13 protein-coding genes and 1 other annotated feature are annotated in these 17,924 nt (G+C 52.5%); of the genes, 12 read left to right on the top strand and 1 reads right to left on the bottom strand.

The genetic code is table 11. From position 1 onward, the window contains the following. Nucleotides 1-147: 147 nt before the first annotated feature. The 6 genes from DW757_RS08370 to DW757_RS08400 all read left to right on the top strand — a co-directional run bounded on the left by DW757_RS08370 (nt 148) and on the right by DW757_RS08400 (nt 7,748). Nucleotides 148-1,134, top strand: a complete 987-nt coding sequence (locus DW757_RS08370; RefSeq protein ID WP_021965632.1) for a diaminopimelate dehydrogenase — start codon at nt 148-150, stop codon at nt 1,132-1,134. A gap of 223 nt (nt 1,135-1,357) precedes the next feature. Continuing rightward, nucleotides 1,358-1,837: a YbaK/EbsC family protein gene (locus DW757_RS08375; protein ID WP_118751482.1), complete on the top strand. Its 480-nt coding sequence runs from the start codon at nt 1,358-1,360 to the stop codon at nt 1,835-1,837. Nucleotides 1,838-2,100: 263 nt separating this feature from the next. Then, nucleotides 2,101-3,525, top strand: coding sequence for a D-alanyl-D-alanine carboxypeptidase family protein (locus tag DW757_RS08380; protein ID WP_118751483.1), 1,425 nt, complete (start codon nt 2,101-2,103; stop codon nt 3,523-3,525). Nucleotides 3,526-3,666: 141 nt separating this feature from the next. Beyond that, nucleotides 3,667-3,916: a binding site (T-box leader), on the top strand. A gap of 121 nt (nt 3,917-4,037) precedes the next feature. Beyond that, nucleotides 4,038-4,253: a DUF6472 family protein gene (locus DW757_RS08390; protein WP_008396181.1), complete on the top strand. Its 216-nt coding sequence runs from the start codon at nt 4,038-4,040 to the stop codon at nt 4,251-4,253. Nucleotides 4,254-4,344: 91 nt separating this feature from the next. Beyond that, nucleotides 4,345-6,996 (top strand): valine--tRNA ligase, encoded by a 2,652-nt coding sequence (locus tag DW757_RS08395; protein ID WP_008396180.1) that lies wholly within the window; start codon nt 4,345-4,347, stop codon nt 6,994-6,996. 338 nt (nt 6,997-7,334) lie between these two features. Next, nucleotides 7,335-7,748, top strand: coding sequence for a sporulation initiation factor Spo0A C-terminal domain-containing protein (locus DW757_RS08400; protein ID WP_015573879.1), 414 nt, complete (start codon nt 7,335-7,337; stop codon nt 7,746-7,748). Nucleotides 7,749-7,814: 66 nt separating this feature from the next. Here the strand turns inward: DW757_RS08400 and DW757_RS08405 are convergent, their stop codons facing one another. Next, nucleotides 7,815-8,432 (bottom strand): TetR/AcrR family transcriptional regulator, encoded by a 618-nt coding sequence (locus DW757_RS08405; RefSeq protein ID WP_008396177.1) that lies wholly within the window; start codon nt 8,430-8,432, stop codon nt 7,815-7,817. Nucleotides 8,433-8,861: 429 nt separating this feature from the next. Here DW757_RS08405 and DW757_RS08410 point away from each other — a divergent pair, with 429 nt between their 5' ends. From DW757_RS08410 to DW757_RS08435, 6 genes are all read left to right on the top strand, one after another. After that, nucleotides 8,862-9,794, top strand: coding sequence for a cell surface protein (locus tag DW757_RS08410; protein WP_118751484.1), 933 nt, complete (start codon nt 8,862-8,864; stop codon nt 9,792-9,794). Nucleotides 9,795-9,901: 107 nt separating this feature from the next. Beyond that, nucleotides 9,902-12,139 carry an efflux RND transporter permease subunit gene (locus DW757_RS08415; protein ID WP_118751485.1) on the top strand — a complete coding sequence of 746 codons (2,238 nt, stop codon included), beginning with the start codon at nt 9,902-9,904 and terminating at the stop codon, nt 12,137-12,139. Further along, a complete protein-coding gene (locus DW757_RS08420; protein WP_008396173.1) occupies nt 12,129-14,510 on the top strand; it encodes a hypothetical protein in 2,382 nt (793 codons plus the stop codon). The genes DW757_RS08415 and DW757_RS08420 overlap by 11 nt, the downstream gene beginning before the upstream one ends. 367 nt (nt 14,511-14,877) lie before the next feature. Continuing rightward, on the top strand, nt 14,878-16,248 hold the full coding sequence (locus DW757_RS08430) for a folylpolyglutamate synthase/dihydrofolate synthase family protein (RefSeq protein ID WP_015573885.1): 1,371 nt from the start codon (nt 14,878-14,880) through the stop codon (nt 16,246-16,248). Further along, the gene (locus DW757_RS17375; RefSeq protein ID WP_008396171.1) at nt 16,235-16,396 is read left to right on the top strand and encodes a hypothetical protein; all 162 of its coding nucleotides are present in this window, start codon (nt 16,235-16,237) and stop codon (nt 16,394-16,396) included. The genes DW757_RS08430 and DW757_RS17375 overlap by 14 nt, the downstream gene beginning before the upstream one ends. A 5-nt stretch (nt 16,397-16,401) precedes the next feature. Further along, on the top strand, nt 16,402-17,799 hold the full coding sequence (locus DW757_RS08435) for a tetratricopeptide repeat protein (RefSeq protein WP_015573886.1): 1,398 nt from the start codon (nt 16,402-16,404) through the stop codon (nt 17,797-17,799). Nucleotides 17,800-17,924 lie beyond the last annotated feature (125 nt).

The following is a 17,924-nucleotide window of genomic DNA, read 5'->3' on the forward strand; positions in this document are numbered from 1 at the left end:
ATGGAAAAAGTGCTTGAAAACACAGGCCAGTTAGTGTATAATAATCCACATCTTACAAGGGAGTGAGTTACAGCACTCCCTTTTTGCATTTTTGCGGAAAATTTGCCGCGCCATGCTATTTTGTTTGTTTTAGGAGAGGAGATACATATGAGCATTCGAATTGGAATTCTTGGCTATGGAAATCTGGGACGGGGAGTGGAGTGCGCAGTGAAGCAGAACCCTGATATGGAGCTTAGAGCTGTCATCACACGCCGTCCTCCGGAGAGCGTGAAGGTGCTGACAGAGGGAGTAAAGGTCTGCCATGTGGATGAGGCAGAGAAATTAAAGGATGAGATCGATGTCCTGATCCTCTGCGGCGGAAGCGCTACGGATCTGCCGGTTCAGACTCCGGAATTTGCCAGATGGTTCAACGTGGTAGACAGCTTTGACACACACGCCAATATTCCGCAGCATTTCGATGCAGTGGACAGGGCTGCCTCTGAGAGCGGTCATGTGGGAATTATCTCAGTGGGCTGGGATCCGGGAATGTTCTCATTAAACCGGCTGTATGCCACAGCCATTCTTCCCCAGGGAAGCAACTATACCTTCTGGGGAAGGGGAGTCAGCCAGGGCCATTCAGACGCTGTCAGAAGAATTGAGGGCGTGAAGGATGCCAGACAGTATACAATTCCTGTGGACAGCGCTCTTGAGGCAGTGCGCGCAGGAAAAAATCCTGAGCTTACTACCAGAGAAAAGCACACCAGAGAGTGCTTCGTCGTAGCTGAGGAGGGCGCTGATCTGGCCAGAATCGAGCACGAGATCAAGACGATGAAGAACTATTTTGACGAGTATGACACGACGGTTCACTTTATTACGGAGGAGGAGCTTCTGCGCGACCACAAGGGTCTTCCTCACGGAGGCTTTGTGCTCAGAAGCGGAAAGACAGGATGGAATGAGGAAAACAGCCATGTGATTGAGTACAGCTTAAAGCTGGATTCTAATCCGGAATTCACCTCCTCCGTGATCGTAGCTTATGCGAGAGCTGCATACAGGCTGAGCAGGGAGGGCCAGAAGGGCTGCAGGACAGTCTTTGACATTGCGCCTGCATACCTCTCCCCGGAGAGCGCAGCTGATCTGAGAAAGAAATATCTGTAGCTGCAAAAACAGAATGCCAAAGCAGCCTCTATAACAGCGCCGGACACCGGATGGCTGCCGACCGCCTGCAGGGAGGAAGCTATCCGGTATCCGGCGCTTGGGCTGTACAGCAGGAATTTCCGAGGAAGCTGGGAGAAAAGAGAGCGCATCTTCTGCCAATATGTCCGGGGACTGGGACAGGGCGGAAAGATTTTGCTGAGAGCGAACAAGGGAGGAAAAGAAAATGTCCATTAACCGGGTGAGAGAATTTATGAGAGAGAGGGGCATGGAGGACAGGGTTCTGGAATTTGACGTATCCAGCGCTACTGTGGAGCTGGCGGCACAGGCGGTAGGCTGCGAGCCGGCCAGAATTGCAAAGACCATGTCTTTCCTGACAGGAGACGGGCCTGTTCTGGTGGTGACGGCGGGAGATATGAAGATTGACAATCCAAAGTTTAAGGCTCAGTTTCACACCAAGGCCAAAATGATTCCGCCTGAGCAGGTGGAGGAGCTTATCGGCCATGGGGCCGGCGGTGTCTGCCCCTTCGCCGTGACGGACGGAACATCGGTCTATCTGGACGAGTCTTTAAAGCGGTTTGACACTGTCTATCCGGCAGCCGGGAGTGCAAACAGTGCAGTCAGGCTGTCTCCGGAGGAGCTTGTGAGCCTGTCCGGGAGCCGGGGATGGGTGGATGTGTGCAAATCTGCTGTAATAAAATTGTAATAATTTGCAGGCGTGAGCCGATTGCATTGAGAGGGAAAATAAGGTAGAATGGCTGCAGAGCAGGTATTTGGCGAGCGGTCCCATCGTGACGTCAGTGGAGATGGCAGAATCATTACAGTTTGACTTTCTGAACTCCAGGGCAGAATTAAGTGCGCTTTCAGGGCCGTAAAAAGGCGGCACAGACAGAGCATAAGGCAGAGAGGCGGCGGGGTTGACCGGCACAGGATGATTGAAATTTTGCCTGGCGGCAAGGAGAAGAGACCATGAGATTTAAAAAATACAGAAATTGCAGAATGAGGGCGGCGGGACTTGCCATGGCGCTCTGTCTGATGACTTCAGGCGTTTCGCTGGGGGCGGTGACCATTCCGCCGGACGGCTCAGGCTCTGTGCAGGCGCAGACAGGCGGCAGTCCCTCCAGGCTTCCGGCTCTGACCGCGGAGTTTTCTACAGAGGAGGGGAGCAATGAGTATCTGAACGGCCAGGGAACGGCCCAGAATACTCAGGAAGCGGGGCAGACAGCAGTTCCCCAGATAAAATCAGACGCAGCAGTTCTCTACGATGCCACCCATGACAGGGTTCTGTATGAAAAAAATGCAGATGCCCAGCATTATCCGGCCAGCATCACCAAGCTGATGACGGCCCTTCTGGTTCTGGAGCACTGCAGTCTGAGCGATACGGTAACCTTTTCCCAGAGCGCTGTCACCAACCTGGAGTCCGGGGCCGTGACCCTCGGCGTCAAGGCGGGAGATCAGTTTACCGTTGAGCAGTGCCTCTACGGCCTCCTTCTGAAATCGGCCAATGAGATTGCCAACGGGCTGGCAGAGCATGTGTCCGGAAGTGTGAGCTCTTTTGCAGACCTGATGAACCAGAAAGCCGCATCCCTGGGCTGCACGGGGACGCATTTTGTCAATCCCAACGGACTCAATGATCCCAACCACTACACAACTGCCAGGGATATGGCTCTGATCGCAGAGGCGGCCTTTGAAAATCCCACCCTCTGCAGGATTGCATCTACCGTGAACTATGATTTCCCTGCCACTGCAAGCGTCCCCTCTGTGAGAAAGCTCACCATGGGACACAAGATGGTAAACCCCAACAATAAGGAGTATTACTATGAGGGAATTGTGGGAGGAAAGACGGGCTATACCTCTCTTGCGGGAAACACGCTGGTGACCTGCGTTGAGAGAAACGGCACCAGACTCATTGCCGTTATCTTAAAGAGCAGGCAGACCCATTACGCAGATACAAAAGCTCTCCTTGACTATGGCTTTTCCCTCTCACAGGCCGGAGAAACCGGAACTTCTGGAACACAGACCGGGGGAACGTCAGGCCCCGGAGGTTCAGGAAGCACCTCAGGCCCTGCAGGTACATCGGGACACTGCCGCTGGGTACAGGACGCTTCCGGATGGCGCTTCGTGAAGACGGACGGCTCCTATGCCGCCGGTGAGTGCCTGAAAATCAACGGGGAAATCTACTGCTTTAAGCAGGATACCTATATGGTCAGCAGCGGCTGGTATCAGATTGACGGAATCTGGTACTACTTTCGGTCAAGCGGCGGGCTGGCCACAAGCCGCTGGGTGGAGACAAATGGAATGTGGTACTATGTGGACGAAAATGGTGCCCTGTTTACCGGAGGGACGACGCCGGACGGCTACCGAGTGGATGAGAACGGAGTCTGGATCCGCTAGAAAGACAGAGAGGGACGGCCGGACAGCCGGGTAGATAAAAAAGTGTCAGCCCCTGCTTGACAATTTTTTCTAAAACAACTATATTATTACCTATAGCCTGTCACAGGCCCTCTGAAAGAGGGCAGGAGTGCAGGATATAGGAAAAAGGCTGAGAAAAAGAGGAGTAGGCAGAGAGATGCCCCGCCAGAGAGAACGGTTCACCGGCTGAAAGACTGTTCCGGGAAGCGGCTGCTGAAGGTAGCTTTTGAGCCGGAACCTTGAACGGTTTTCTGCAGAATGCGGAAGACAGAGGAGTAGAGGTTCACGGGAATTCCGCCGTTACCGGAAAAGGAGATTGCTGCAGGATAACTGCGGCAGAACAAAGGTGGTACCGCGATGATTCGCCCTTTGCATGGAGACATGCAGAGGGCTTTTTCTTTGCAGGAGTTTTTAAGCGGGCTCTGCAGAGGAAAAACTCAGGAGCTGTACACTGACTGCTCTTTTTAATTTAGGAAGTCCGGGGAGGTGATAAAATGCCGTTTCATTCAGGGAAGGGCGCAGGCAGGAGGACACAGGCGGTGAGCTGCGAAACCTGCAGCAATTACGTTTATGATGAGGATTACGGCTATTATGTCTGCGAGGCGGATCTGGATGAGGACGAGATGGCAGCCTTCCTGGGCAGCCGGAAATTCGAGTGTCCTTACTATCATATGAATGACGAATACCTGATTGTCAGAAAACAGATGTAACAGGTATGCAGGGCGGCCGGCGCCGGAGAGGCGGGCAAGGCCGCACAGGCAGCAGGCAGAGGCTGCAAAATAAGAAAACAAGGAGAATACAATGAAAGAACTGGAAAAGAACTACAACCCGGCGGACATTGAGGATCGCCTGTACCAGAAGTGGCTGGACAGCAAATATTTCCACGCAGATGCAGAGCGCGGAAAGAGGGAGGGAAAGAAGCCCTTCACCATCGTAATGCCGCCGCCAAACATCACAGGACAGCTCCATATGGGACACGCCCTGGACAACACCATGCAGGATATTTTAATCCGTTATAAGAGGATGCAGGGATACGAGGCCCTCTGGCAGCCGGGAACCGATCATGCGGCCATTGCCACAGAGGTGAAGGTAATCGACAAGCTGAAGAGCGAGGGGATTGACAAGCATGATCTGGGCCGCGAGGGATTCCTCGAAAAGGCCTGGGAGTGGAAGGAGGAGTATGGAAACCGCATCGTAAAGCAGCTCCACAAGTTAGGCTCCTCCGCAGACTGGGACAGAGAGCGGTTTACCATGGACGAGGGATGCTCCGACGCAGTTCTGGAGGTATTCACAAAGCTCTATGAAAAGGGATATATTTACAAGGGCTCCCGCATTATCAACTGGTGTCCCGTATGTCAGACCTCAATCTCCGACGCAGAGGTGGAGCATGAGGAGCAGGACGGCTTCTTCTGGCATATCAACTACCCGATTGTGGGGGAGGAAGGCCGCTTTGTGGAGATTGCCACCACTCGTCCGGAGACCCTGCTTGGAGATACGGCCGTTGCCGTAAACCCGGAGGACGAGCGCTACAAAGATCTGATCGGAAAGATGCTGAAGCTCCCGCTGACAGACAGGGAGATTCCTGTAATTGCCGATGAATATGTAGACAAGGAATTCGGAACCGGCTGCGTGAAGATCACCCCGGCCCACGACCCCAACGACTTCGAGGTTGGAAAGCGCCACAACCTGCCGGAGATCTGCATTATGAACGACGATGCCACCATCAATGTGCCCGGAAAATATTTCGGCATGGATCGCTATGAGGCCAGAAAGGCCATGGTGGAGGATTTAAAAGAACAGGGGCTGCTGGTGAAGACCGTTCCCCATTCCCACAACGTAGGCACCCACGACCGCTGCAAGACAACGGTGGAGCCTATGGTAAAGCCCCAGTGGTTTGTGAAGATGGACGAGATGGCAAAGCCGGCTGTGGAGGCGCTGAAATCCGGCAGACTGAAATTCGTTCCGGAGAGCTTCGGAAAGACGTATCTCCACTGGCTGGAGGGAATCCGCGACTGGTGTATCTCCAGACAGCTCTGGTGGGGACACAGGATTCCTGCATACTACTGTGACGAGTGCGGTGAGATGACGGTAGCCAAAAAGATGCCGGAGAAGTGTCCGAAATGCGGCTGCACCCATCTGACCCAGGACGAGGATACGCTGGACACCTGGTTCTCCTCCGCCCTCTGGCCGTTCTCCACACTGGGCTGGCCTGAGTCCACGCCGGAGTACGAGTACTTCTACCCGACGGATGTGCTGGTGACAGGCTATGATATTATTTTCTTCTGGGTTATCCGTATGGTATTCTCAGGCCTTGAGCAGACAGGAAAGGAGCCGTTCCACACCGTTCTGATCCACGGCCTTGTAAGAGACTCCCAGGGCCGCAAGATGAGCAAGTCCTTGGGAAACGGAATCGATCCGCTGGAGGTCATTGACAAGTACGGTGCAGACGCCCTCAGGATGACCCTGATGACAGGAAATGCTCCGGGAAATGACATGCGCTTCTACTGGGAGAGAGTGGAGGCCAGCAGGAACTTCGCAAACAAGGTATGGAATGCCTCCCGCTTTATTATGATGAACATTGAGAAGGCGCCGAAAGCTCTGGCATCCCTGTCTGAGCTGACCATGGCAGACCGCTGGATTCTCTCCAAGGTAAACACCCTGGCAAAGGATGTTACCGAAAATATGGACAAATATGAGCTGGGAATTGCCCTCCAGAAGGTTTACGACTTTATCTGGGAGGAGTTCTGCGACTGGTATATTGAGATGGTGAAGCCCCGCCTTTACAGTGACGAGGACACCACGAAGGCAGCGGCCATCTGGACCTTAAAGACGGTTCTCATCCAGTCCTTAAAGCTTCTGCACCCCTATATGCCGTTTATTACAGAGGAGATCTTCTGCAATCTTCAGGACGAGGAGCCTTCCATTATGATTTCCTCCTGGCCGGTATTTAAGGAGGAGTGGAGCTTCGCCGAGGAGGAGCATGCAGTGGAGACCATCAAGGAGGCTGTGCGCGCCATCCGAAATGTCCGCACATCCATGAATGTGCCGCCGAGCAAGAAGGCAAAGGTCTATGTGGTTTCCAACGACGAGGCCCTTCTTGGAATTTTTGAACACAGCAAGGTATTCTTTGCAACCCTGGGATATGCAAGCGAAGTATATCTTCAGAAGGATAAAGAAGGAATTGCAGACGATGCAGTTTCAGCAGTCATCCCCAACGCTGCAATTTATATGCCCTTTGCGGAGCTGGTAGACATTGAAAAGGAGATCGAGAGGCTCACAAAGGAGGAAGAGAGACTTACGAAGGAGCTTGCCCGTGTAAACGGAATGCTGAACAATGAAAAATTTGTCAGCCGCGCGCCTGAGGCAAAGATAGCCGAGGAGAGAGCGAAGCTCGAGAAGTACACACAGATGATGGAACAGGTGAAGGAGCGTCTTTCCCAGCTTGCAAAGTAGGGAGAGGCATGCCAAAGCCCGGTCAGAAGAGACAGACAGCCTTCCGGCGGAAGGCTGTCTGCTGCTGTGCAGGGATGAATGAAAAAAAGAACAGGAGGGATGAAAAAACAGGATTGATTTTTGCGGGAAATCCAGTATAATTATATTAGCCAAATTTGGATCATATTTTGAAAATTCAGAAGTCCATTTCTTAAAATCAAAGATTACAGACATGTCAAGCAGATTTGTTCTACAAAATCCGACGCTGCCTGTCGGAAAATGTAGAAGCTATTTTCTTGTGTTCCCATACGTTATCAGGGTATATTTTGCTGTGGAATAAAGAAATAGGGAGAATGGTGATGAAAACAGCAAAAAAAGTAGAACATCTTATCAGACGGCTTGGGGCTAACGGATCTTATATAGGATTTCATTTTACCGTAGCTGCGGTGACAAAAAGTATAAAAGACAGAAGGCTGCTGCTCTATATCACGAAGGGCGTTTATCTTGAGGTGGCCCTGGAAAATAATACGACAGTCAAATGTGTGGAAAGAGATATAAGGACTGTGATAGAGGTTATATGGAAATATGGAGACAGAGAACTGCTGAACCTAGTTGCAGGCAGAGAGCTGAAGGAAAAACCGAATAACCGGGAATTTATTGATATGCTGGCCCGATTCGTGGAGGAAGAGGAGCCAGAGAGCAGAGACGCAGCAATAACGGAAGCAGATATAAAAGAAGATATAAAAGAGGCAGATATAAAAGAAGATCCATAGGGCTGGCAGAAAAAGGCGAAGCCCGGCTGCAGATGCGGCCCTCACAGGAAGAGGAGCCGGCGTCTATTAGGCGTCAGGCTCCTTTTCAAACATCCGGATCCCTTTCAGGATAATCTGCTCTGTCAGTGAGGCCAGCTCCTCCGGGGATTCTTTGAGCCCGGAATCCAGCCAGTACTGAACGAGCCCGATACAGCCGGTGACAGTGAAGGCATAGTAGGCCTCAAAGGCAGAGCTGCCCTGGCAGACGCCCTCTTCCTTAGCAACTTCCGGACGGAACAGCTCCATCCAGTCCCTCAGACATTTCTCGCGCACAATATCCTTAAGCCGGTTTACAAAATTAATATCGCCATTTTCACCGATGAGAATACTGACCATGCCGCTGTTTTCCTTTACAAGATGAAAAACCTCCGTGAAAACCACGGCCGGATTGGTCAGAAGGTCAGAAGCACGGTACCGCCTTAAAACCTCCTCTAACTCCTCCAGCAGTTCGTTTTCAATCTGTTCCATCAGATCAAAGATATCCTTATAATGGAGGTAAAAGGTTCCCCTGTTAATGTCTGCCTTCTCCGCAATCTCGCGGACTGTGATATCCTGAATCCGCTTTTCCTTCAGAAGTTCGGTGAGACACTCCCGAATCACCTTTCTCGTTTTCCGTATTCTGCGATCAAGATTTTCTTCCTTCATGGCAAACGCTCCTTTTTTATTTTTTGATTCTGCCCGACTCTGCAGTTCCTCCCTGTCCGCTCCGTTAGTCTTGCCTTATCTATTATCATCCTGGACAGCCGCCTGCCGTCTGCTCTTCGCGTCTGACACCGGCGTACGGCCCGGACGTCTCCTGCGGGATTCTGCATTGCCTTTTATTAGAAAAATCAGGAAATAAAATTTATTAATAGACATAAGAATAAAAAATGTATATTAATAATCTTAGTGTTAAAAACTGACTATTGTCAAAAATTACCGATGTGAGTATAATTTATTATAGCTCATAAATCAACACATGTCAATTAATAGAATAATGTCTGATAACATATACTGTGTTGAAATTACCTCCACCCACTGGAGTGCCAGGGGAGGAGAGACTTTAACAGCACGGCGAAAGTGAGGAGGCGGCCTATGAAAAGGGGCAAAAGGAAGAGAAAAACAGGGGCAGAAACATACAGGAAGTTCAGATGGGGTTCAGTCTGGTTCACTGCGGCAGTGTCGGCTCTGGCGGTCTTAGGTGCCGGCACGGCTCTGGCGGCGGAAGGCTACAGCTGGATATCAGACGCGTCGGGGGTACGGTACGTGAACCAGCAGGGACAGAGTGTTTCTCCCGGGTGGCAGCTGATTGACGGAAAGTGGTACTGGTTTGGCGAGGACGGCCTGATGAAAACAGGGTGGCTGAATACAGAGGGATACTGGTATTATCTGGACCCCTCGGGGGCTATGGCTGTGGGATGGAGAACCATTGACGGCGCCAGCTACTATTTCAGGGAGAGCGGTGCAATGCAGACCGGCCATATGACCCAGGGAGAGACAGTCTATGCCTTTGCAGACAGCGGGAGAGTGGAGAGCGCCAGAAAGACGAAGAATTCAGGCGGCGGAAGCTTTGAGATCGGCTTTTATGACGAGGCCTGCCAGAATCTGGCGTCAAACTTAAATGAGATGAAGCTGGACAGCTTCGACGGCGACGAGGATGAGGACTATTACGAGGATGAAAAACGCAATTACGATAAGGATGCCAGTTACGTTATCAGCGGAAAGCTCACAGAAATCGCAGAGCACCGCCTGGAGGCCGCCAGAGACAAGGGCTATGGAAACGGGAACATTCCCGGTGAGGGTGAGCTTTCTGACTATCTGAAGGCGATCGGATACAACAGCGGCCGCCGCTCCATGGAAGTATACATCCGGAATGCAGACGGGGCGGACGAGGCGGAGGAAAAGATCCTCGACCTGCAGGAGGATGCCAAAAAGAGGAAGGACAGACCCGATTACTACAGCGAAATGGGCATTGCCCACAGGGAGGACGGCGGGCGCGATTACTATATGGTCATTTTCATGAAGTAGACGAGGGCTGCCAAGAAGATGCGGTTCATACAGAAACAGATGGGAGACGGAGGCGCGTCCGGTCTGCATAAGACAGGCCGAAACATGACGGACAGGAGATTCTGACTATGATACTGAGATTTATACGCGCAATAAAAAGAAAGGGTTTGCAGTTTGCGGGGATACCGGGGGGAGAGAGAAAAAAATTCAGCCTTCCTGACTTTATTATTGAAAAGAACCGGATTATTGAAAAGCTGTTCCTGATCGCTGTCCTCATATCAGCGGCAGCAGCTCCTTTTGTGGAGGTAAATTATGACCTGACAGAGTATCTGCCCGACACGGTACAGTCCAAGCAGGGACTGGATCTGATGGAGGAGAAATTTGGTTATCCCGGCACGGCGCGGATCATGATTGACGGGGTTACCCTCTACCAGGCGAAGCAGTACAAGGATCAGCTGGAGGCAGTGGACGGTGTGGACCAGATTCTGTGGCTGGATACGGAAACCGATGTATTTTCAGCGGACAGTTTTATCGACGGAGACGACATTGCCGACTACTACAAGGACGGCTCTGCCGTCATGGACGTGACCTTCGTGGAGGGGGATACGGACAAGAGGACGTCCAGGGCCATCGATGAGATGGAGAAAATCCTGGGGGACAAGGGATACTTCACCGGAATGGCTGTTCAGAACAAGTCCCTGGAGGAGAATGTAACGAGAGAGATGGCCATGATCCTGACGCTGGGAGTGATCATGATCTTCGTGATCCTGTGCATAACCACCAATTCTTGGTTTGAGCCTGTGCTCTATCTCACCATCATGGGGGTTGCCATTGTCATCAATAAGGGGACGAATATTTTTCTGGGGGAGGTTTCTTTTCTGACGGACAGCGTGTCGGCAGTTCTGCAGCTGGCTGTTTCCATGGACTATTCCATCTTTCTGATCCATGCCTTCACCAGGGAGAAGAAGAAGGGGCTTTCTCAGACAGAGGCCCTCAGAAATGCCATCGACGAGGCCCTCCGATCCATCTTTGCCAGCAGCCTGACGACGATTGTGGGATTCATTGTGCTGACCTTTATGAAATTCAGCATCGGTTTTGACATGGGAATTGTACTGGCCAAGGGAATTGTCTTAAGCCTTCTGACGGTGGTGCTCTTCATGCCCGCCATGATTCTGAGGACAACGGTTCTCATAGAGAGGACGGCCCATCGTCCGTTCCTGCCGGAATTTGACCGCCTGAGCCGGAGAATTTACAGCATGAGAAAGGGCGTTCTTATCTTTGTGGCCATTGTCACAGTCCCGGCCTACACGGCTCAGGGCATGAACTCCTTCCTCTTTGGAAACGAGGCAGTGGGCAACAGCGAGGGGACGAAGGTCTATGAGGATGAGCAGCTTATCAATGGAAAATTCGGCCGCAGCAATATGATGATTGCCCTGGTTCCAGATTCCTCCCTGGTGACGGAAAAGGCGTTTTCAGACGAGGTGGAAGCACTTCCCTACACCAAGTCCGTGACTTCCATGGCGGGGACTCTGCCGGCCGGGGTGCCGGAGGAATTTCTGCCCCGCTCCATGACAGAGCTGCTCCACAAAAACGGGTATTCGAGAATCCTGATCTATGTGAGAACAAAGGGGGAGAGTGAGCTGGCATATCGATGCTCCGACGAGATCCAGGCTATTATGAAGAAGTATTATCCGAAGGACTCCTACCTGGTGGGCACGACGCCGTCCACCCAGGATATTGAAGCTACCATCACAAAGGACTATGACAGAGTCAATGTACTGTCGCTGATCGGCGTGTTTCTGGTGGTAATGTTCAGCTTTAAATCACTGATTATACCGGTGATTATCATGATACCCATTGAGATCGCCATTTTCATTAATATGGCTGTCCCCTATATCGCAGGGGACACCATGATATTCATGGGATATATTATCGTGAGCTGCATCCAGCTGGGGGCGACGGTGGACTACGCGATTCTCACTACCAGCAACTATCTGGACTGCAGGAAGGAGGCCGACAAGAAACAGGCGGCCATAATGGCTTTGAACCGCAGTATTCCGGCTGTCCTCACCTCCGGCTCCATCCTGACGATTGTGGGCTATACGGTACATTTCATTTCCACTGTGGCGGCCATCGGGGATCTGGGCCATCTGATCGGAAGGGGAGCAGTCCTCAGCATGCTTCTGGTGCTGACGTTGATGCCGGCGTTTCTGGTCCTGTTCGATGACATCTTAATGGATAATGAGTTTGACAGACTCCGAAGACTTCTGAGAAGAAGGAAAGGGAGAGAGGCAGAGACGGAAGAAAGCGGCCAGGAAGAAAAATGCAGGAAACAGAGAAGGAGGCCTTTCAGCCATGAAAAATAGATTCACAAGATTCAGAATCCGGCTGCTTTTTAAGGGCAGCTCCCGTGCAGGAAAACGCCTGCTCGCGTCGTGCATGGCGGCCGTCATGCTTGTGACAGCTATACCCTTTTCAGCTTACGGAGCTGCTCCGCGGGTACAGGTGGACGAAACCATGTATGTGAACCTGGACTACTATGGAAAAGAGACGCAGATGAACGTAGTCAAGGGCTGCACCACAAACGGAGTGACGGATTATACAGACTATGGTACATACGAAAAGGTAATCAACATGACGGACGGCGCCCAGCCGGTTCTAAAAGACGGCAGTGTAACGTGGACCTTTCCCGACAGGAATCAGAGGTTCTATTACCAGTGCACCCTGCCGGAGGGGCAGATGGAGCTTCCGTGGAAATTTGACGTATCCTATAAACTGAATGGCCTGGAGGCGGAACCGAAAACGCTGAACGGAGCGTCCGGTCTGGTGGAGATTCATGTGAAGGCCACGCCCAACAAGAAGGCTGCGGCCTACTTCAGAAATAACCTGATGCTGATGGTTGCCGTTCCGGCCGACCTGTCGAAATGCTACAGCGTCGACGCTCCCGGCGCCCAGCTTCAGTCTGTGGGAAATTCTTCCGCAGCTGTGTTTCTGGCCCTGCCGGGAGAGGAGGGGGACTACACGGTAAGGCTCGGCACGGACAGCTTTGAGAGCGCGGGAATTGTCATGATGATGGTGCCGGGGACGGCCGATGCCTTTGACCATATCGCCGATCTGAAGGAGGCCAAGGATACATGGCGGGAAAGCGGGGATGAGCTGTATGAGAGCTTCGATGAGCTGTTAGGCGCCTTTGAGGCGATGGAGAGCGGCGTGAAGGAGCTGCAGGGCGGAATGGGCAGTCTGGAGCAGGGACGCAAGGTGCTCTCCGCCAGCCGGAAAGCCCTGGAAGAGGGGTCCGTCCAGGCGCTGAATGATCTGGCATCCCTCACCGAGCAGACTACCAGCCTGATTCCCTATTTGGAAACAGCGCAGAATGCCGTGACGGACATCAATGACAACGTCCGCTCCATTTACAATACAATGGGGGATATGCAGGATGAGCTGGACGATCTCTACGACCGGCTGAAGTCCCTCAGAAATTCCCTGGAAACCGCGTCAGAGCAGATTGGGGCAGGGATCACCCAGGAGGAGCAGAGGCAGATTGCAGGGGAGATAGCCAGAAAATCCGCCCAGATTGAGGAACTTTTGACAATCCTTGCCCAGATGAGTGCCGGGGCAGGCGCCAGCCGGGAAGCTGCCGCTGATGACTGGGAGGAACTTGAGGAGGCCCTTGAGCATGCAGATTCCTTCCGGTATGACAGGGAAAGCGGCGGCCAAAGGGACGATGAAACAGAAGAGGGCAATACAGGCCATAAGGGCGATGTGCCGGGAAAGGCTACGCCGGGAAATGCGGCTTCAAATGAGAGGGAAGTTCAGGCGTTTTCCCTGGAAGAGGATGGGGTTCTCTTTGAGGAGGAAAAGACCGGACCGTCGGGAGAACCCGGGTCCGGAGGCGATAATGACGCGAGCTTTGAGGAGTGGCAGGACGAACTTTCGGAGTACGCAGACGAGGTGGAGGCAGACCTGGAGACACTTCCTGGAACTGCCTACAGCGCCGATGTGGCTGCTCTTTTGCAGAAGATAAAGGAGATTCTGGGAAGTTCAGACGAGACAATCGCGAAGGCCGGGGCCCTGATGCAAAGGATAGGCGGTCTGTGCAGTCTGGTGGGAGAGGCAGGAGAGGATACCGCAAAAACGGTCAATGAGCTGAGAAGCTGCACGGATCAGCTGGTGAACCTTCTGGATGATTCGAGAGTGCTCATCGATACCGTGGACAGCTATGTTCCCTCCATGCTTGACGCCCTGGGAGCCACAGAGGAGTTTCTGAACCGGCTGTCCAGAACCATGGGGAGTACGGAGAGGGTTCTCAGGATTGTCAATGACACGCTGACGGCAGCGGGAGATTCTCTGGACAACGGCACAAGGCAGACGCTCTCTGGGATGCAGAGCCTCCTGGGAAACAGCCTGACGGCAATCGAAAATCTGAAAAACGTCAGGTCGGCCAGCCGAAATATGAAGAACACGCTGGACGAACAGCTCGACAAATATGAGGAGGAAAATAATTTTCTCAACATGGATCCGGAGGCGCCTCTGGTATCCTTCACATCCGGAAAGAACCCGTCGCCTCACAGTATCCAGATTGTGCTGAGGACGGACGAGATCGATGAGGAAGCCCTGGGGGATGACACAGCGGATCTGGAGGCTGCTTCCCAGAAGGAGGAGGGTCCCCTGCAGCGGATCTGGAATGTGTTTGTGAAAATTGTGCAGGCTGTGGCAGACATATTTAAAGACAGATAGCAATAGAAGAAAGAAGGAGCTGCTCCAAAAAAGAACAGGGCGCCTGCAGATGGATGCAGGCGCCCTGTCTGCCTTGCAGCAGAGAAAAAAGAGACTGGCAGGAATGGGCCGGGGCAGGAAAACATTTGCCGCCAGGACGGCCAGGCGCAGACAGAAAAAAGGGTTTGCGGGATTATTTCCTGCCCTCCTGTCGAGAAACAGGAAAATTTACCGAAATAAACTCCTTGCATAATGACAGGCTTATATTATAATAGAGAGATGGACAAAAGAGTAAAATCGCAGGAGACGGCTTTCTGTACGGTCCGCTTCCGGCGCATTCTGTTTCAGCATGGCCTTGCCTGGCCAAAGGAGGACAGAATCGGACAAAATGAAAAATGATGATAAGATGACAGAGAACAATAAGACAGGCGCAGGCAGGGGAGAGGAGTACAGCCCGGATGCCTGCAGAGAGGCAGAGCAGTATCTGGACGGGATCCCGAAATTCTCCAGAGAAAAGCACAGCCTTGATGATATACGCGCTATGATGAAAGCTATGGGGCTTTCTCTCGACAAAATCCGGCTGATCCATGTGGCCGGGACAAACGGAAAGGGCTCAGTCTGCGCCTTCCTCTCCTCCATCCTGAGAGAGGCGGGAGAGCATACGGCGGTATTCACCTCGCCCCACCTGGTCAGTGTCAGAGAACGGTTCTGCTTTGACGGGGAGCAGGCAGGGGAGAAGGAGTTTCTGCAGGCCTTTTACAGGGTGAGGGAAGGTCTCTGCAGGCTTCAGAGTCTGGGGCTTACCCATCCAACCTATTTTGAATTCCTGTTCCTGATGTTTGCGGCTATGATGCAGAGCAGGAAAGGATTTACGGCTGTGGTGGAAACAGGCCTTGGAGGGCGCCTGGATGCTACGAATGCGGTGGACAGGCCCACTCTCTGCGTGATCACCTCCATAAGCCTTGACCACATGGAATATCTGGGGAATACGGTGGAGCTGATCGCAGGGGAGAAGGCAGGAATTATAAAGCCTGGCGTGCCGGTTGTCTACGACAGTACCGATCCTGCGGCAGCGGCGGTGATCCGGGACAGGGCAAGGGAGCTGAAAAGCCCGGCTAGGGCCGTGGGCACAGACAGCTTTTCTGAGTCTGTCTTAAAAGACGGGCATCTGTTTATCAGGAAAAACGGAGAGGAGCCCCTGGAAATTCCCTTCGCCGCCCAGTACCAGGCGGTCAACGCAATGCTGGCAGTGCAGGCGGCAGAAATTCTCGGCATTCCCGAAAGGGCTGTCCGCGAGGGGCTTCAGAAAACCGTGTGGCCCGGACGGATGGAGGAGATTATGCCCGGGGTATATCTGGACGGAGCTCACAATGAGGGAGGAATCCGCGCCTTTGCCCGTGCGGCTGCGTCGCTTTCCGGAAAGAGGAAAATTCTTCTTTTTGCCGTCTCGTCTGACAAGGAGTACAGGGAGATGGCCGAGATACTCCTGAGGGAGTTTGCCCCGGATGTGCTGATTCTGACTCAGATCGCCTATGGACGCGGACTTGACATCCACAGGCTGGAGGAGGCTTCCAGGGAAGCCATGGCAAAGGCCGGCGGCCATGGGCCCAGGCTGTTTGTCAGGCCGTCTGCAGAAGAGGCGCTTTTGACAGCCCTTGATGAGAAGGGGGAGGAGGACACCGTATTCTGTGCCGGCTCCCTGTATCTGATCGGGGAAATGAAAGATGTGATAAGGAGGAACCATTATGGCGAAAGATAGAGAGACCATGATTGATTTCGATGAGGAAATCAGCCGCTTTCAGCCGAGCCTTGAGGTGGAGGACATCGGGGAGGCGATTGTAAAGAGCGATCTGACAGATATGTCAGATATTGTGATGGAAGTACTTAAACAGGTGAAAGAGCGGTAAGAAGCATGGATCAGTTAAAGAAAATCCGCCTGGCTGCCAACGGTTTTTACAATGTGGGGCTGGAGCGGGCCAAAATACGTGACCTTACGGGGGCCGCAGAGGCCTTAAAAAAATGTCTGATGTTAAATAAGTACCATATTGATGCCAGGAATCTTCTGGGACTCATTTACTATGAGATGGGCGAGGTATCAGACGCTCTGGTGCAGTGGGTCATCAGCATGAATTTCAAGGAGCAGGACAACAGGGCCGACTATTATCTGGATCAGATTCAGAGAAAGCCGGAGCGCCTGGATGTGGTGAGCCAGAATGTAAAACGGTATAACCAGGCTCTTCTTCAGGCGCAGGCCGGAGACGACGATCTGGCTGTGCTGCAGCTCACAAAGGTGGTGGAGGTCAATCCGAACTTTATAAAAGCTCATCTGCTCCTGGCGGTGCTCTACATGAGCAGAGGAACGTACACAAAAGCGGGAAAATCCCTGATGAGGGTTTTAAAGATTGACAAAAACAACCCTAAGGCCTCCTGGTACATGTCCATTGTGAAGGCCAGGACGGGAAGGGCGGATGTGGAGCGCAGAAAGCTGAAAAATGCATTTTCCCACAAAAAGATGCAGGATGACGATGTAATTATCCCGCCGTCCTACAAGGAAAATACGGGCTGGCAGTCGATTCTGAATATTGTGGCCGGCCTTGCCCTGGGTGCCATGGTTATCTTTTTCCTCGTCATGCCTACCAGGATTAAGGCTCTGAACAATGAGCACAATCAGGAAATCCTGCGCTATGAGGAGAAGCTGAACCAGCGCAATGAGGAGATCGACAGCTTAAACGGCCAGATGGCCCAGGCGCAGAGCGACAAGGAGACAGCAGAGCAGAAGCTGGATGAGGCCTTAAACAGCAACGACAGCCAGGTAAATCAGTATGCGATTCTCGTAAAGATGCTTCAGGCCTACCGGAACAATGACCTGACGGGAGCCGTCACCCTGTATCCGGGCTTTAACCCGTCTATCTTTACGGACGAGGAGGTGCTGGCTATCGCCAATGGAATCAAGCAGGACATTGAGACCAACGGCTATCAGACCCTGGAGGATCTGGCCTACACCATGTGGTCAGCCGGAAGGATGGACGATGCGCTGAACTATTACAACACCTGTCTGACTATCCGGCCGGACAATCCGAACGTGCTGTTCAACATGGGAATGATTTACCGTTCCAAGCAGGATTTTGCAAAGGCAGTAGAGCTTTTCACCCAGGTGAGCACCCAGTACGGAGATTCTGAGTACGCAGAAAAAGCCAGAAACCAGCTGACAGAGCTGGCGCCGTATGTTCAGTCTGCCGCAGGGCAGCAGCCGGCGGCAGGGGAGACCCAGGCTGCCGGGGAAAGCGAAGCACAGACAGCGGCTGAATAGTCTGGACTGTCTCCTGGGAGAGGGGCAGATACCCACAGATAATCGGAAATTAAGACACTGTAAGAGAAACTGTTTCTTTTGCAGTGTCTTTTTTTATATAACAGGAACCTTTGTTCCCTGTTATA

Origin of the sequence: Clostridium sp. AM29-11AC, from assembly GCF_003480545.1 — a bacterium.
GTDB lineage: Bacteria > Bacillota > Clostridia > Lachnospirales > Lachnospiraceae > Otoolea > Otoolea saccharolyticum_A.

Coding starts and splice junctions, on each gene's coding strand:
- DW757_RS08375 (WP_118751482.1), top strand. CDS start 1,358: ATGTCCATTAACCGGGTGAGAGAATTTATGAGAGAGAGGGGCATGGAG.
- DW757_RS08380 (WP_118751483.1), top strand. CDS start 2,101: ATGAGATTTAAAAAATACAGAAATTGCAGAATGAGGGCGGCGGGACTT.
- DW757_RS08370 (WP_021965632.1), top strand. CDS start 148: ATGAGCATTCGAATTGGAATTCTTGGCTATGGAAATCTGGGACGGGGA.
- DW757_RS08420 (WP_008396173.1), top strand. CDS start 12,129: ATGAAAAATAGATTCACAAGATTCAGAATCCGGCTGCTTTTTAAGGGC.
- DW757_RS08405 (WP_008396177.1), bottom strand. CDS start 8,432: ATGAAGGAAGAAAATCTTGATCGCAGAATACGGAAAACGAGAAAGGTG.
- DW757_RS08435 (WP_015573886.1), top strand. CDS start 16,402: ATGGATCAGTTAAAGAAAATCCGCCTGGCTGCCAACGGTTTTTACAAT.
- DW757_RS17375 (WP_008396171.1), top strand. CDS start 16,235: ATGGCGAAAGATAGAGAGACCATGATTGATTTCGATGAGGAAATCAGC.
- DW757_RS08390 (WP_008396181.1), top strand. CDS start 4,038: ATGCCGTTTCATTCAGGGAAGGGCGCAGGCAGGAGGACACAGGCGGTG.
- DW757_RS08430 (WP_015573885.1), top strand. CDS start 14,878: ATGAAAAATGATGATAAGATGACAGAGAACAATAAGACAGGCGCAGGC.
- DW757_RS08410 (WP_118751484.1), top strand. CDS start 8,862: ATGAAAAGGGGCAAAAGGAAGAGAAAAACAGGGGCAGAAACATACAGG.
- DW757_RS08400 (WP_015573879.1), top strand. CDS start 7,335: ATGAAAACAGCAAAAAAAGTAGAACATCTTATCAGACGGCTTGGGGCT.
- DW757_RS08415 (WP_118751485.1), top strand. CDS start 9,902: ATGATACTGAGATTTATACGCGCAATAAAAAGAAAGGGTTTGCAGTTT.
- DW757_RS08395 (WP_008396180.1), top strand. CDS start 4,345: ATGAAAGAACTGGAAAAGAACTACAACCCGGCGGACATTGAGGATCGC.